The sequence below is a fragment of the Acetivibrio sp. genome, assembly GCF_035371925.1.
Lineage (GTDB): Bacteria > Bacillota > Clostridia > Acetivibrionales > Acetivibrionaceae > Hungateiclostridium.
In genome coordinates this window covers 1-17,122 of record NZ_DAORXT010000059.1, presented here as the reverse complement: position 1 = coordinate 17,122, position 17,122 = coordinate 1, and the positions used below count along the sequence as shown (strand labels likewise).

At 37.4% G+C, this 17,122-nt stretch carries 11 protein-coding genes; 8 read left to right on the top strand and 3 right to left on the bottom strand.

What is annotated here, in order from left to right:
• The 3 genes from PLH43_RS09080 to PLH43_RS09070 form a co-directional block, all read right to left on the bottom strand.
• Window positions 1-2,530 (bottom strand): AbfB domain-containing protein (locus tag PLH43_RS09080; protein WP_324362279.1); only part of this gene is annotated, 2,530 nt, incomplete at its 3' end.
• A 65-nt stretch (window positions 2,531-2,595) separates the two neighbouring features.
• The gene (locus tag PLH43_RS09075; protein ID WP_324362276.1) at window positions 2,596-4,338 is read right to left on the bottom strand and encodes a family 43 glycosylhydrolase; all 1,743 of its coding nucleotides are present in this window, start codon (window positions 4,336-4,338) and stop codon (window positions 2,596-2,598) included.
• Between the two features lie 293 nt (window positions 4,339-4,631).
• Complete coding sequence (locus PLH43_RS09070; RefSeq protein ID WP_324362274.1) at window positions 4,632-7,043, bottom strand: CBM35 domain-containing protein; 2,412 nt, start codon at window positions 7,041-7,043, stop codon at window positions 4,632-4,634.
• Between the two features lie 438 nt (window positions 7,044-7,481).
• On the opposite strand from PLH43_RS09070, the gene PLH43_RS09065 reads away from it, so the two are divergent.
• The 8 genes from PLH43_RS09065 to PLH43_RS09030 all read left to right on the top strand — a co-directional run bounded on the left by PLH43_RS09065 (window position 7,482) and on the right by PLH43_RS09030 (window position 17,007).
• Entirely contained in the window at window positions 7,482-8,126 is a 645-nt protein-coding gene (locus tag PLH43_RS09065) for a DNA alkylation repair protein (protein WP_324362272.1), read from the top strand.
• A 46-nt stretch (window positions 8,127-8,172) separates the two neighbouring features.
• On the top strand, window positions 8,173-9,489 hold the full coding sequence (locus tag PLH43_RS09060) for a DUF4829 domain-containing protein (protein ID WP_324362270.1): 1,317 nt from the start codon (window positions 8,173-8,175) through the stop codon (window positions 9,487-9,489).
• Between the two features lie 134 nt (window positions 9,490-9,623).
• Window positions 9,624-9,905: a hypothetical protein gene (locus PLH43_RS09055; protein WP_324362268.1), complete on the top strand. Its 282-nt coding sequence runs from the start codon at window positions 9,624-9,626 to the stop codon at window positions 9,903-9,905.
• Window positions 9,906-10,207: 302 nt separating this feature from the next.
• Entirely contained in the window at window positions 10,208-10,576 is a 369-nt protein-coding gene (locus PLH43_RS09050; protein WP_324362266.1) for a DUF2089 domain-containing protein, read from the top strand.
• 131 nt (window positions 10,577-10,707) lie between these two features.
• Window positions 10,708-11,910: a DUF4097 family beta strand repeat-containing protein gene (locus PLH43_RS09045; RefSeq protein WP_324362264.1), complete on the top strand. Its 1,203-nt coding sequence runs from the start codon at window positions 10,708-10,710 to the stop codon at window positions 11,908-11,910.
• A gap of 247 nt (window positions 11,911-12,157) precedes the next feature.
• Window positions 12,158-13,537, top strand: coding sequence for an extracellular solute-binding protein (locus PLH43_RS09040; RefSeq protein WP_324362262.1), 1,380 nt, complete (start codon window positions 12,158-12,160; stop codon window positions 13,535-13,537).
• A 429-nt stretch (window positions 13,538-13,966) separates the two neighbouring features.
• Window positions 13,967-14,620 (top strand): response regulator transcription factor, encoded by a 654-nt coding sequence (locus tag PLH43_RS09035; protein ID WP_324362260.1) that lies wholly within the window; start codon window positions 13,967-13,969, stop codon window positions 14,618-14,620.
• Between the two features lie 629 nt (window positions 14,621-15,249).
• Window positions 15,250-17,007 carry an ABC transporter ATP-binding protein gene (locus tag PLH43_RS09030; protein WP_324362258.1) on the top strand — a complete coding sequence of 586 codons (1,758 nt, stop codon included), beginning with the start codon at window positions 15,250-15,252 and terminating at the stop codon, window positions 17,005-17,007.
• Window positions 17,008-17,122: the final 115 nt, after the last annotated feature.

Sequence of the window (17,122 nt, the reverse complement as noted above, 5' to 3'; positions counted from 1 at the left end):
CGGAATTATTGTCTTTGAAAACAAAGGGTCCCTCCGTATTGGCCGAGGTTATAAAATTCGGGGTAAATACAGTGAAGCTTTTAGGCGACAGGGAGCTTGATTTTGCTGCCTTAATGGACTTTCCTGAAGCCCTCTCATCCTTGAAAAACAAATAATGCATTCCTTTGTCACTGACAATATGAGCGTCAATTACATCATAACCGGGATCAAAGAACACTTCACAGTCACTCACTGTCTTAAAATCCGTTGTATAATTCACATATATCCGATTATAATCCGTATTACCTGCCCAGTATATGCCGTACTGCTTCCTGTTCTCGTCATAGAATACCTCCGGAGCCCAGGCATGCATGTTGCTTCTGTTATGCACTTTTATTAAACGCTCGGTAAAGTTTATCAAATCCTCGGATTCCCAATAATGAATATATTGGCTCGTATCTCCCCAATTGGTCCCCAGCATATCGGTTGCAACTATTCCGAACTTTCCGTCCTGTTTCCTGAAAATATACGGGTCCCTAATACCCTTTGTTCCCATTTGCGCATACAAAACAGGCTTTCCGTCGTTTATATTTCTCCAGTGGAGCCCATCTGTACTGTAGCAAAGATTAAGCCCATACTCGCCCGGTGCCTGTTTGAAATAAGCCATTATATACCCTGAATCTGTTATAGGTCCGGGAGTATCATCGCTGATTATTAAAAAGGTTGCATCCTGCCTGTCCAGATCAGTTGAAATTTTCTCCAGCTTCAACAAGTATCCATAATGCCTTATATATCTGTCGGGATAATTATATGACTGAAAAGAAACACCGGAAGGGTCCGCAAGTCCCGGAACCAGTTTAAAGGTTGCATCCTCAGCAAAAATTGTAGTCCCGTCGTTTTTATCCAACCGGAAATCATAATCCCAGTGTCTCAAGTAATATCCCGGATGGTTTACCGACTGAATGGAAACATACCCTTCGCTGCTGTTGGCAAGGCCCGGAACCAGCCTCCATTGCGAATCCTCTTTGGGGGTAACGTTTTCATCTATCCTTGCATCAAAATCTATATGTCTTACATATCTATTGGGATAATTATATGATTGAAGCCTTACCTCCGGTACTGATTCAACACCACCGTCAAGGGATATAACATATGTATTTATCGAATACGGCGGCAAAGTGTCGGAAACAGTTTTATTTGACGCTGTTATATTGCTTTTTGCAAGGCTTAGGCTAGGAGATGTTCTGTAAACCTCCACAGTGCTGTTTACGCCTGAAAACCTTGACAGGTTAAATGTATAGTTTTCGCTTGAAGATTTATTGTCGTTGGTTGCCACAATAACAAGCTTCTTTTTATCAGGGCTTATTGCCGCAATCGTTTTTTCATTGTTGGCACCTATAATTGTATAACCGGGCCTTATAAACCTGCTGTAATTTGCATGCATATAGAATTTTTCGGTAAGAGTAAAGGTCTGGGTGGCATCATCTACATATATACTGCCCCAATTACCGCCGTCTATTATTTGCCAATCCAACCACGCGACACACTGTAATTCTTTCAAGTCGGTAACAATACGCTTTGACAGCATGATGCACGAATCTGCCATATTGCCGTCAAAATTCAACGGGCCGGATTCCGACTGCCAAATTCTAAGTCCTTTCGATTTTGCAAGGTCTCTGAGCTGGGCTCTTTTCGAGCCGTGATAAGAATGTACGTTGAGCTGGGACATATAGGACAAAGTGGTTGCATCATAGGACTGAAGCCCTGAAAGAGCCGTGTCAATACTGTTTTCATCGGCAGCACTGACGGTTGTTCCTGTCAATCCTTTGGCTCTTAATTTCTCTCCCACCTCTTTAATAATTTTCTGTTGATTGGCGTATGAAAAGGAACAGCCTTCCTGTCTGCCACCCGCCGTCCACCAGTTTGCATTGGGTTCATTCATGGGTTCTAAAGTCCTGAATGTAATACCCCATGCATCTCTGAAATGCTTTACGACCTCAGTGAGGTAATCGGCAAAATCGTCATAATAATCGTCTCTTAAGTTGTTGGAACCATCGGTGGTTCCGGAAGCACAGCCGCTTTTTGTCATCCAGTAGGGTGGAGAATTGGAAAACGCCTCAAGTATCATTTCCGAACCATAATATTTCCCTCTTTCTATCAGCCGGCTAAGAACGGTTCTTTGAGAGGCATCGGCATTCCAGTTCCACGAACGGTCTGCATTCTGATATCCTTGAATATCCGCATAAGCCCTCATATGATTATGACCGGGATTGTCTCCGCCGCCGATATTGTACCTGAATATATTATATCCCAGGCCATCGGTCGGACTGACAATTTTCTCAATCAGTTTGTTTCTATTATCGTCAGACCACTGGCTAATCTGATTTCCCCACCAGCATAGGCTTGCTCCCCAGCCTTCGATGGTTTGATAGGTTGCATCAGGGTCTATAGTAACGGTTGTTGCAGCACTGGCTATTCTAGGATACTGAAAGCATACTGCCGTCAGGAAAGCAAATACAATCGCCAATGTAAACTTTTTCAAATTATTCATGACGTCCCTCCCAAAATTTATTTCAAAATAAATAATAATCTTTTTGACTTTCTATGCTCCTATATCTAATTTACCCAAGGCAGTGCTTTAATTCTACCTAAAATGTACCTCTTAAGTATTGTAAAATCCGTTGAGTTTATATTTCCGTCCAAATTAAGGTCGCTGGCCTGTCTCCAGTTCGGTGATGTCGGGACAGTTCTTCCAAGCAAATATCTTTCTAAAATTGTCAAATCCGTTGAATTGACAGAATTATCTCCGTTTATATCGCCGTAGATTAAGTCATTGGGTGTAGCACTATTTGTAGGTATTGGCGTTGGTGTTTGGGGTGGGATATATATCACATTTGTTCCGTCAGCAACCGGTATTCCGAAATCCGGTGTACCGTCGGCATTCCAGTTAACTATTTGAGCACGGGTATGTCTATTCGGGTCATACAAAGGTTCTCCCGTTATGTCCCGGTAGTTCCTCGCATGATATACCATAATATCCACTTTTCCATCGGGTGAAGTTGTAAAGGAATTATGCCCGGGCCCGTACTGCCCTGTGGATGTATTGCTTTGAAATACTGGATTTGGCGATTTGTACCATGATTTCGGATCCAATAAGTTTGCGGTGTCGGAGGCAGTTAACAATCCCATGCAATAGTTTGAGTCAGTAGCACTTGCCGAAAAGGTTATAAAAATTTTACCGTTTTTCTTTAAAACGGCAGGGCCTTCATTAACAGCATAACCCACCTTTTCCCATGAATATTGAGGTGACGCAATCATAACCTGGCTTCCGGTTATGGCAAGAGGCCCATTCATTTTGGCAATATAAATATTGCTGTTACTTGCTATTTTAGGGTCCTTCTGCGCCCATACAAGATACCTTGTACCATTATGCTCAAAGGTGGTTGCATCGAGGGTGAAAGACTCCCAATTGGTCTTTAATTGACCTTTTTCTACCCAAGATCCGGTAAGAGGATTTGAATCCGGGCATTCAAGGACATACAGGCGTATATCGAAATAATTGGCGGATGTTCCCGCTGAAAAATAAATATACCATTTTCCATCAATGAAATGAATCTCCGGAGCCCAGATATGTCCTCCCATGATTCCACTGGAGTGCCTTCTCCAAATTGTCTTAGGTGTAGCTGTTGACAGTCCTTGCAGAGTTTTTGCCCGTCTTAGCTCTATTCTGTCATACTCCGGTACGGATGCCGTCATATAATAATAACCGTCGGTATGCCTGTAAACCCATGGGTCTGCCCGTCGCCTGACGACCGGATTTGTTACAATAACCGAATCATCCGGTTTGTCGGGATCTACAGATGAACCGTCAATCACCCTGAATGTGGCGTCCTCTCTGTCAAGATTTGTTACAATTTCATCCAACCTAAGCAAGTAATTATAATGTCTTATATATCTGGTAGGATAATTATAGGACTGAAAAGAAGTATATGAAGGATCTGCAAGCCCCGGAACCATTTTAAATGTTGCATCCTCTGCAAAAATTGCGGTCCCGTCGTTTTTTTCCAATCTAAAATCATAATCCCAGTGTCTTAAGTAGTATCCCGGATGATTAGCAGATTGAATAGACACATATCCCTCTTTGCTATTGGCAAGACCGGGAACCAGCACCCATTGGGAATCTGTTTCCGGAGTAACATTATCGTCTATTCTTACATCGAAGTTTGCATTTCTTACGTACATATGCGAATAATTATATGATTGGAGCTTTGCCTTAACACCATCAACGCCCGTTGAAGCCAGCGTTATCGAAGAATTGCTTGAGTAATACACTGAGGTAGCTAATAGTATCGTTACCAAAATCAATACAATAAGTTTTAAAGCCCTCTTAATCGTAATTAATCCCTCCCTATTATCTTTTTTCTATATTTAAAGTTTATAATCCCTTTTTTATCTTCAATCACATTTAAAAGTCACATTCTCGCATTTTTTCCTCTTCTTCAAAATACGGTCCAATATATGTAACATATAATTATTTGAGAAAAACCCAGAACTACTCTATTAATTAGTTCGTTCTGGGTTTTGATTTGTGACTTATCCTTATAAAGTTTTTAGCTACTTATATGAGCAGGTGTTTTTCGCCCGGCCCAGGTCTATTTAGACTCTGCCGGAAATTCCGATATAATTTTTAATATATACTTTTTCAAATAAGATAAGTCTGTTGAATTAATAGAGCCGTTTCCATCCACATCTCCTGCAATTAAAGCTTTTTCATAGGGAAACTCATTAATTTGCCTTAGCAAATACCGTTTTATATAAGTTGCGTCTGTTGAATTAACTGTGCCGTTTCCATCTACATCTCCATATACAAAATCATCCTGTGGAGGAGGCGGTACTACTTCTCCTTCAAAAGGAGCAGCGATTGATATTTTATCAATATTCGGTACATACCCCGATGAGCTGTTATAGAATCTGATTGTATTGTTTCCGGCATTTAAATATACGTCTATTATATCTGTACGATATGTATTCCATCCACGGGTGTTGAAGAAATAATGCCCTTTTGCAGGTTCTCCGTTTACACTAATGCTTGAATACCTGTCAACCACATTATTATTATATGAGTGGTTACCAAATACTTCAGCATTTGCAAATTGAACCACCATCCTGTATGTGCCTGCTTTTGGAACATTAACGTTGTTAAATTGGAGGTAATTATTAGCCCCATTGCCAATCCAGCCTACATATTGCCCGCCCGATGCAGCATTATCTCTTTGTCTTACAGCGGCTCCGGACAGCGTATTTGCAGAATCCTCAGCTTCATAAGTGTTAATGGTGCCGGATGTGGCTTCAATATCAATATAGTCTATATTTACGCAGTCTGATTCATCCGAAGTAAAAGCCTTGAAGTCCAGACGGTTGATACCTGCCTGCAGAAATACCTTGGCAGTAACATTTGCCCATGTATCCCAATCAGCAGTCTGGATACAAGCTATATCCTTATGAAGTCCGCCGTTCACAACCATCCTTAAATATCTGGTTTTGGGTGCCCCTGTGTAAGGACCTGCAGAATATCTCAAGGTTACATTGTAGTATCCGTCTTTTTCAGCAGTTACTACAAAATTGGTGCTTGCATTATTGCTTCCGGCATATCCTTCAACAAAGCCTGTTCCGGAATAACCGGTATGTTTACCGTGAACAACGGCTGCTGTTCCCGAAATCCTCGCATACTCCGCCTCATAACGGTTGCTTTTATTGGCAGGTGACAGGTCTGTATTAGGAGTTATTATCATATGGTATGCAGATAACGCTTTCATATTATTGACAGGTACTGTAATCTGTCCGTTGGAAATGTTGTAGTCGCCTTCATGTACCAAGTATGGCCCACTGGAAGGATTAGTACCGGTATTGTCCACTCCCCAAACAGTTACATGAACCGAGTTTCCGAAGAATGAGTTGGAATTGAAGCCTTTAACTACTACATCGGTACCAAATACGTCAGTGCTTCTTAATGACCCGCCGAAAATAACACGGGCCTGTTTTTTGTCTTTATCCAGAGCGGCCAATCCCTGAAGTGATCCGTTCAAGCTTGGCGGAGTTACCTTCACGGTGTGTCCTGTAAGTTCTCCATACCATTTATACAGCCACCATGCACCGGTTGCCTTGTTGTTCTGGGTTACAAGGTCATTCAAGGTTCCTGCTGTTGTCCAATATGCAAGACAAGCATCCACTTTGCTGTTTTCAAAGCGCGCTATCCACTGCACAAGATTTCCGGGAATACCTCCGTCTACGTTGATTCTGCCATATTCGTTTATGTTTATACGTCTTGGAGAAATTCCGAGGCTTTTCTCAATGTTCCTATAATCATTATAGTGGTTATACCAGTTTGAAAAGAATCCATCATCCAATTCATGCCATGTCACTATATCCGGCAAACAATTGTTGTTTTTGCAAAAAGTCATAAATTGACGGTAAACCGAGCTGTTGTATACTGCATAGTTAGGTCCTGCAATCTTGGCTGTGGGGTCAATTGAGCGGATTTTTTCGTACATCATTTTCCACTCATTACACAATCTATTCATATTTCCCTTGTACCAAATCCATTCAGGCTCATTAATCGGAACATATACATAGCTGCTGCGGTACGGATCTGCAACAACCTTTCTGCATATTGTTTCAATTTTCGCAAGATAGTCATTAATGCCAAGATCTTCATAGGGCCAGTTCCTGTATATGTCCTGCATCATTATCATAACATACTCTCCACCGGCTCTCAAAAACTGTGGGGCAACATTAAGTGCATCACCGGTAGGATGTTGAAGGCCTTCAGGAGGCTTTTGCGAAATAGCTTTCATTCTTAAAGGAACAATCACGTTATCTGAAGGTACGCCTTCACTACCCATTGCATAAAGCCCGCCAATGGCACCATAGCAGATTTCCCCTGTATTTTCTGCCAAGTCTACGGTCATAACTTGGTTTGCAGCAAAACTTTTAGGTAAAGATATGCCGCTTATCACCAGCATGACGGTTAAGAAAATTATACACCACTTCTTTAAATCCCTCATTTTATTACCCTTCCTTTTTCACAAATCATCCCAGTATTTTCAACTTTCACTGAGCAACTACGACTTTTCTGTTACAAACTCTTTTAAAATCCGGAAACAGTTTACAGAATAACCGCAAATCAATAGCGTGAAAACCTCCAATTATCCTCCCCCTTTTACAAAGTACTCATATACTCTTTTTAGCCTCTTGCAATTTTACAGATGATAACAATAAACGTATCACCCCTCCCTTAATATTGTTTTTATTTACGTACATTTCTCCTTTTTAATTACACATACGGAAAGAATGTGTTTTTTAAGTTGGGAATTATTTCGCCTATTGGATTTTTAAGAGGCCAGGTTAGAGAGATTTGAACTGTATAAATATAATTTAGTCTGCACCTTTAAATACTTTTTTTGGTATAATAATATAAAAAAAGAAATGAAAGTAGGTCTACCATGGACATATTTAAAACTTTTTATGATGCACGGGATGATGAAAATGCTGCAAAAATGTCGGCATATATGAAAAACAAGTTTCCTTTTTTGGGCATACCAAAGCCAACAAGGGCTAAACTCTCCAAGGATTTTTTAAAGCAAAAGAAAAAGGATAAGGAAGTTGACTGGCAGTTTATATTCCAATGCTACGATATGCCGGAAAGGGAGTTTCACTATTTGGCACTGGATTATTTGACCGCCGTTAAAGCTTTGCTGGTTTCCAATGATATAGACAAAATTGAAAAGCTTATAATCACAAACTCGTGGTGGGATAGTGTGGACTGCATTGACTCGATTGTTGGACACCTTTGCCTTAAATATCCCGAATTAAAAGATAGTGTTATTCCCAAATGGATTGACAGTGAAAACATATGGCTAAAGAGGATAGCCATCAATTTTCAGTTGGAATACAAAGAAAAGACCGACACAGACATTTTAAGCCGGGCGATACTTAAAAATTGCGATACAGGAGAGTTTTTCATAAACAAAGCCATTGGCTGGGCGCTCAGGGAGTATTCAAAAACAGACAAAGAGTGGGTAAAGCAGTTCATTGCCCACAATAAATTGCACTCTTTAAGTGTAAGAGAAGCGAGTAAATACCTTTGAGATTGTTAGAAGTGTGGTGTTAATATCTGGCATTTGAAATTTGGGGGTGTATAAATTGCACAGAAGATGTTTGATGTTTCTATTGACAGCGATATTAATTTTTTCGGCAGGTTGTAATTCAAATACAAGCTGTCCAATTACTTCACCTCAGAACACACCGATAAATCAGGTTGGAGATGAGCAGCCCGAAACTTTTGGCAGTACAAAAGATATTACATCAATTGAAGTTGTTCTTGATCCTGACGGATATTACACCAATGAAGTAAAACCCATATTTGTCACAGACGCTAAAATGATACACGATATTATGTCTATGATAGAGGAAAGCAAACAGGTTGAGGACGAATTTATAACAAGCAAGATAAGTGTAATGGCCTACAAAAACAATAAACTGGTTATTACCAAAACAAATGGCGATAAGAAGGAGATTACTTTTGCGTATGATCCCCTTTATGAAGTAGGATATTTAGAGGACGAGGGAAAAAATCTTGAGCCGGATTATAGTTTCTTTAGGTATATGGCGGATTTGAATGAGTATGCAAATCCCGATACGAATATTGAAAATGATGTACTTAAGCTATTTGGGAAGTATGACTGGACTGTCGACTATCGAATAAACACTTTAAAAGAGAAATTGCCTGGCAATCTTAAACACAAAGCAGGCCAATATCCTGTAGAAATATATTGGGCTTATAACAACGAACTGTCTAAAGGCATAGGCCTTGATTTTGCCGAGTATCTCGGAAAAGATGTGACAGTAGAGATTTACAGGCTTAGAGAGCCGCTTCCCGAGTTTATGAGGCCGAGAGCAGATGCCAGAGGTATCGTTGTTAAATTCAAAAATGAAATCGTTGGAGCATACATTGATGCCGGAAGGTATGGTTTTATGGCATGTTCTCTTGACAGAAAGAGCTTGAAAGAAGTTTCCGGCAAGGAATGGAATGTATGGATTGAAGATTATATCGATTTTGAGGATGAATTGGAAATCAGGCTGTCCAAAATGGATCCGGAGGATATTGTAAGAGAATACTTTAAGGCAATAGATGAGCGTAACGAGAAAATGATACGGGCATGTACCAAAAGAGAAAATCAATTGAAATCAATTGATATGGACAGCCAAGACCATTTCAATAAAAATGATAGTAAGATTGACAGTAATATTAAAAAGGCAAAATTGCTGGAGATAAAAGAATTTAAGGGATTGTACAACGAACCGGATGTGTTGGAATATGAGGTTAGTGTTGATTTTGAGTTCGAGGAGCCAATGGCAGAAGGTAATGGTGTTTTGACACGATTTGTAATATTGAAGAAAGAGTCGGAAAAAAGTGGATGGAGGATTAGTAGCGTCGGTACGGGACCTTGATAGAGTAGTATTTGACATAAAGTACACACTTTTATAGTGTGTATTTTATGTCAAATTAAAAACAGGTTTATATTTACGATTATCGAATAGAAAAGTAGAAAAAGCAACAGTTAAAGAGTATGAGGAATGAAGGTATGTTTGATAATAACTGTTATGTATATAAAAAAGAAGTGGACTGGTCATTGCTTCATCAAGGATTAACCATTCCGGTGACTATACAGGTGGTGTTTGAAAAAACTTTAAACAGTTTTCTGCCAAGAGGCCAGTCAAAAGAGATTTATTTGGTGCTTGGAGCGAAAACCTACAAAGCAGAGCTTAGGAACCAAAAATTTGATGAAAGAAAATATCCCAATAGGAAAGATTTTGTATATCATAATGGTATAGAAGAAAAGATAATATTGAACCGGCATTTGTAGAATTGTACATTTCTTCATAAAAACGGCACATCAAGGATAAATGATTCTGACAGTTGATAACGTGCTATAATTTTTATTGATAAAATAAAGCCCCATTTCAAAAAATCAATTAAATTTTCTCAACCAATTATTTAAATAAAATAAATAAAGGACAACTCCGATTAAAAAAATTAATTCTAATATTAATAATATTTATTAAAAGATTGACAATACTAAATATATGTATTAATATAATAAATATAGGGCGGTAAATTGATGATAAAGCAAACAGGTTCCACATCAATAAAATAAGGAGTGATAATATGGGTAGGGAAGCACTTGGAAAATGCCCGGTTTGCAACAACGAGACAACAATAACAAGGATTACCTGCGATAAATGCCATACAACGATAGAGGGACATTTCGAACTGTGCAAGTTTTGCAGACTGACACCGGAGCAAAAGCTGTTTGTAGATGTGTTTATAAAATGCAGAGGAAACATCAAAGAAGTGGAAAAAGAACTGGGAGTTTCATACCCCACAGTTAAAAATAAACTTGAAGATGTAGCAAATGCATTAGGTTACAAATCGGAAGAAGAGCCTGTTGAAGAAGTAAATAGAAAAGAAATTCTTGATAAGTTGTACGAAGGAGAAATATCTGTTGATGAAGCACTGGATTTGCTAAAAGGCTGACAGCTCGGAAGATTTAACATATAGACTGAATTCAATTTTGCGGATAAATACAAGGTTTGGATAGAATGGTGAAAATCAATGTTTGTAAGCTGTAAATATCAGCTTATAAGGAAGAGGAGGCGGTATGCATTATGTCAATTAGTGAAGAAAGAATGTTTATACTTAAAATGTTGGAAGAAGGAAAAATTTCAAGTGAGGAAGCAGCAAGACTTTTAGAGGCTATTGATCCTAATAAGGGCGCAACAGACAGCAGCAGCGGTTTTAAGGCTCAGCAAAAGAGAGCTAATTTTTCTGATGAGGTGTCAAAAGTAAAGGATAAACTTAATGAATGGAAGAAAGAATTTAAAAAGAATTACAGCCAGAAGGACTTTGAAAGGGCAGTGGATGAATTCAGCACCAAGGTGGAAAAGCTGGGCAAAAACCTTGCTTATACAACTATAGGTGTGGCTGACAAACTTGTGGATTTTGTAAGCAGTTTTGTGGAAACAAATTCTTTTAATGTGTTTGGAAAATACAAAGCGACCAACAGAGTTTTTGAAACAGCTGATGTAAATGAAGACACCGAGCTTAGTGTTGAAGCAATTAACGGGCACATTCTTGTTAAAAAGCATATGGATAATAAAGTTATAATAAGAACCACAGTAAAAAGCCCGGTTGATAATGCCGATGAAATCTTCGATTTTAGTAAGGAAGAAAACAAGATAGCTTTAAAATGCAATAAAATCGGCAACATCAGTGTATCTCATGAAATATTCCTCCCGGCCGTGAAGTTTAAAAACATAAATTTAGTTACCAAAAACGGCAAAATATATGTGGAGGATTCAACAGCTGAGAATTTCGAAGCGGTTACCAGCAACAGTAATGTTGATTTGATGGGTGTTACCGGCGATAAAATTAATGTTTCCACCAAAAACGGCCGGATTAATTTCGGTTATATCATAGGCAAGGACATTAATGTTGATGCCATCAACTCCGTGATAGAGATTAGGCATTTGAAGACCAGCAACCTCAATGCTTCTACGAAAAACGGAAGAATATTTGTTGAAAATGTCCATAATCACAATGACGACCCGAATATAAATATGAATTTGAAGACATCATCTGCGGGTATCAAGGTTAATATGAACGATATGGAAAAGAGAGGATACAAAGTCAAGGCTCAGACCACCAATGCGGAGATTAACATTCTTATTCCTGAAATGACCTACCGCAATATAAGCAAGCAGATGGCTTCCAATTTCGTAGAGGCAGACAGCAACGGATATGATGAGTATGCAAACAAGGTAAACATTGTTGCAGAAACGACCAGCGGCAATATTGAAATTGTGAAGTAAGCTTTAAAATATACATTAATAATATAGAGTTTGAAGTTCATAAACATGGGCGAAGTCCAATTTGGGCTTTCCCATGTTTTTTTATTTGGCCTCTTGGAATGAAATGAAAGAGGCAAAAGCAAAGGGACTCGATGTCCCGAGCTTTTATTTCGTAAGTAATATACTGCCAAAGATTCAAGTATGTTATAATATTTATATAAAAATTATCAAATGTGGGACTATATAAAAGCAATCAGGGGGAAAATGTATGAAAAAATTTAAAATTGCTGTGTTAGGCTTGCTTGTTTTGAGCATTTTATTGTCAACGTCCTGTTCTGAGAACCAAGATGGCACACAAGATGTCATAGGCGGTAAAATAGTGATGTATGCGGCACCTGGCGACAATATTCAGCCAGAGGTAAGAAGTGTAATAAGAAGCAAGTATCCGAATGTGGAGTTTGAAGTGGTTTCGTTCAATAACGCTGACGAATTCAAGAACAGACTTTTAACTGAATTGATGGCGGGAGAAGGCCCCGATGTTATTGTTTTAAGCCCGTCGACTAAAAAGGGATCGATTACGATAGAAACCATGAGGAAGTTGGTGGAATCAGGAGCTTTATGTGACTTGGAACCATACATATCAAAGGATGAAGAAATGAATCTGTCAGAGTATAATGAGACTGTTTTAAACAGCGGTGTCATAAACGGCAAAAGATACTTTATTCCCATAGCCTATGATGTACCGATTCTTTGGACGGCCAATTCCATCCTTGAGAAAAATAATATAGAAAATAAAATAACAAACTGGACATTGAAAGATATGGCTGATTTTGCAGTTCGATTTAAAAAAGAAAATTCCGATAAATACCTATTTGGTTACGGCGATGGGTTTATCAGAAATATTATGTATGCAAACTGGAGAGAATTTGTTGACTATGACAAAAAGCAGGCAAGCTTTGACAGTGATGAGTTTGCTAAGCTTTTGGAATTTACCGGTCAAGTTGAAAGAGCGGGCATTTGCAATGAAGAGCTTATTAGAGAATATTCGGGAATGGAGTTTGAAGCATTAAAGAACGGAAAAATTACGCTTATAAGCAGTACTGAATATCCAATAAATCCTTGGGAATTATGGTATCGCAATTCACACATAAATTACTACTTTAATCCGGACAGCATAAGACTCTCAAAACTCCCTGCATTTAGGGACTCTATGAAAATAGTGGCACATCCCACAGATATAGTAGCGATAAACAAAAACAGTAAGAATAAAATGACTGCATATGAGGTGTTGAAGGCTTTCTTGTCAAAAGAAATCCAAAGTTCGCAACAATTTCGCAATTTGATGGGAATACCAGTTAATAATGAAGCGATAAAAGAACTTGTTGAGAAATATTCGACAGAAGAGGGAAAAACAACGCTTCCTGTTGGAACCGCCATTAGCGAAACTATGGATACCGTACCGTTACCGGAGTCTGTAGAGGCGGAATACAATTCAATAATAAACGGAGTAACCGAATGTGTGCTGGTTGATGAGCAAATAATTGATTTTATGATTGAAGGATTTAACGAGTATAAAAAAGGCAATATGTCTGCTAGAGACGCGGCAAAGTTGGTACAGCAAAAGGTTACCTTATTTTTAAATGAGTGATAGTTAAAAATCTGAAATAGAGAATTGTCCTTTGCATAGATTAAGAATAAATTTATTATCAAAAAATAATCGGATGAAAGTAATGCTGTACTTAACGAGTAGAAATATGAGTACAATTACAAATCAAAAATATACCATTACATAATACATATGTATCTTTTTTATTTTTGAGGGTTTGAACCCTCATTTTTTAATTGTTTAAATAAATATATTGTTTTTTGTTCAATATTATGGTAAATTAGAATCAACTAAAAGATTCATATTGTGGAAATAAATAATATTATATTTAGACTAAACACATGATTTAATGCAAGATAAAGGTGAAACGATTATGTTGAACCTGTAAGATGTCAACAATATCTAAGATAGAGCTCAAGAAAAGCAATTTGCAAGTCATATCAAAGAATACGGCAACTGGGGGAGAAGACTATGATCGAGGTTTTATTGGCAGATGATCATGAACTATTTAGAGATTCTTTAAAGGTATTGCTTGAGCAAGATAAAGAAATAAGTGTTGTTGCATGCGCACGGAATGGTAAAGAAGCGTTTGAAATGTGCAGGAAATATACGCCCGATATTGTATTGATGGATGTCTTTATGCCTGATTATGACGGTATAGAAGGACTTAGACTTATAAAGGAAGAGAATAAGAAAATTAAGATATTAATGCTAACATCTATAAACGATGATGATGGCAGTTATTTGTTTCAAGCTTTGAAATATGGTGCTGACGGCTATTTGTCAAAAGATTTAAAAGGATATGAACTGATAAACTCCATAAAGTGTGCGAATACGGGAATAACTGTTATGCAAAAGGGCCTAATGTCTTCCGTTTTAAGGCAACTTGATATAAAAGGCTTGGACATTGGGAAAGAAGAGATGGAGTGTAATGTTGAACTTTCAGACAGGGAAAAAGAGTACATTAAGCTACTGGCAGACGGACTGAGCAATAAAGAGATAGCAGCGTATTTTCATTTATCGGAGGGAAGTGTTAAGAATATTTTAACACAACTTCTTAAGAAGCTTAATTTAAGGGGACGGGTGCAATTGGTCGTCTATGCCATGAGAAATGGATTAGTTTAAATGAATGATTTTGCAAACTAATAGGCAAAAAATAAATCTTTCTTTGCCCATCAATGATTCACAAGCGTATATGTCTGCAAAGGAAATGGTGCGAATAAGTTTGCTGATATATCTTTAGAAAAATATGATTGCTCTGCGAGAAGAAGCAGTTCAAAACTAAAATAATAAAGACAAGTGGAAGTTTTTATTGTGTCTGATTCAATGACTTTTCAAAATTAGTTTCCAATTCGAATCCAACAACAATATATCGGGGATACCGGCCTATAATCCTTACCATAAATTATATTTCATATGGTGATATGTTATGATTATAGGCCAATCTTTTAAGAGTATGATGTTTGGCATTTAGGGTAAATTTTCGTGACTAAAAGACAGTCAAAAAACATCAAAAAGGTCAAAAATATATGACTAAAAGATGTCGAAAAGTGACTAAAAGATACTTTACATATAACTTCAAGTCCAGCTATAATTGTACTGTAATAACAATCTAGTCAATTTATTAAAATAATTTCTAAATCAAACATTATTTTCAACATGTTTTGTAATGCATTCAATTATATTAATGCAATAGTATGTGTGATGTTTTTTCAGTAGGGGATATTTAATGAGATACAGTGGGGGAGCAATAAATGAAGCTACTCGAGATTGAACCGTCAATTAGAAAGAAAATGTTGTCTTTATTTAAACCATTCATTAAATACATAGTTTTTATTCTGCTATGTATGCTGTTTTCCTTGGCAATAAGCATGGTAATCCCTCTAATAAGCAAAAAAATTATGGATGACGGCTTGTTGAAAAATAATTTTGACATTATATTAAAGTTTTCCCTTATAAGCATCTTTTTAATTATTCTACAGAGGATAATAAATATGCTGGAGGCGGGATTTAGAACCCATATTAATTCACATATGTCTTATAATCTTTCCAAAGATGCTTTTAAACATTTACTGAAACAGGAGATTCAGTTTTTTAACAACTCAAATACCGCTGAGATAATAAACAACATAAACACGGATGTTTCTAATATTAGCAGAATTTCAGACAGGACTACTTTTTACATATTTACAGAATTCTTCAGGGTTATAGGCGGATTGACAGGGCTTTTTATAATAAATTGGAGATTAACGATTTTGGTAGTTTGTTCAATTCCTTTCAGGTATATGTTTGTTCGGTTGTTGGCAAAGCAAAGAAATAAGATATTTGAGCAATATATTGAGGATATGGGCCGTTATTATTCTTGGTATGGCGATACCATCGGAGGGATTAGGGAGGTTAAGCTCTGGGGTTTAGACAGAGTTAAAATCGGTCAGTTTATAAAAAAACAACGAAATCTAATCAAAAGCAATATCAAAATGAATATCACGGATAGTGCTAATGAATTTTCCGAATCATTTATGATGGAGTTTGTTGTTAATGCAATTTATATACTTGGCGGATATATGGTTTGCAAAGATGACTTAACAATAGGAGGATTGTTTGCTTTCATAACATACAGCGCGTATGTTACAGGGCCGATTTTCGCAATATTAAATATTGGATATAGCTTTGCAAGCATAATTCCGTCTGCAAAAAGGCTGTTCAATTTTATGGATATGAAGAGTGAAGACTTTGCAAAAAAAGGGCAAGCTATTGATAAATCGACTCTTAAAGGGAAGATAAAATTTGAAAATGTTTCATTTGGCTATGATAAAAATAAAACCATTCTTAAAAATATTAATTTTGAAATAAATAGTGGTGAAAAAGTTGCCATAATAGGTTCAAATGGCTCGGGGAAAAGTTCAATTATAAACTTGATACTAAGGTTCTACAAACCTGATGCGGGACGGATTTTGCTGGATGATGTCAATATTGAAGATCTGAATTTAAAGGATTATAGGAGTCTAATTTCCGTTGTGAGTCAGGATGTCTACCTTTTTGATACAACAATAAAGGAAAATATAAATCTTTCTTTGCCTGTAGCTGATTCGGAAGTGCATAGGGCTGCAAAGGAAAGCGGTGCTGATAAGTTTATTGACAGGCTTTCGGAAAAATATGATTACTCTGTTGGAGAAAACGGTTCGAAGCTTTCTGGCGGGGAAAAACAAAAGGTCGCAGTGGCAAGAGGGCTTGTAAGAGATTCAAAGATTCTCATATTGGATGAGGCAACCTCGAATTATGATGTAGAGTCGGAAATAGAATTATGTGAATATATAAAAGAAAATTACACAGATAAAACAGTTATTGTGATAACTCACAAGCCGGAAATATTAAAGATAATGGATACGATTTATGTTCTTCAGAAAGGTGAAATTGTTGGCCGGGGCAGTCATGATGAGTTGTACAGAGATAATATCAGTTATAGAGAAGCAGTAAGTAAATGTAGTTCAGACGAAAGGCAGGTTGTGTAGAGTATATCTTTTTAGTAGCGTATATTAAATCCCCACCTAAGGCCTAGGATAATTTAAGGTGGATTTAATATAAATTAAGGCTAGTCTTAAATAATATTAATTAATTATAAGAAAG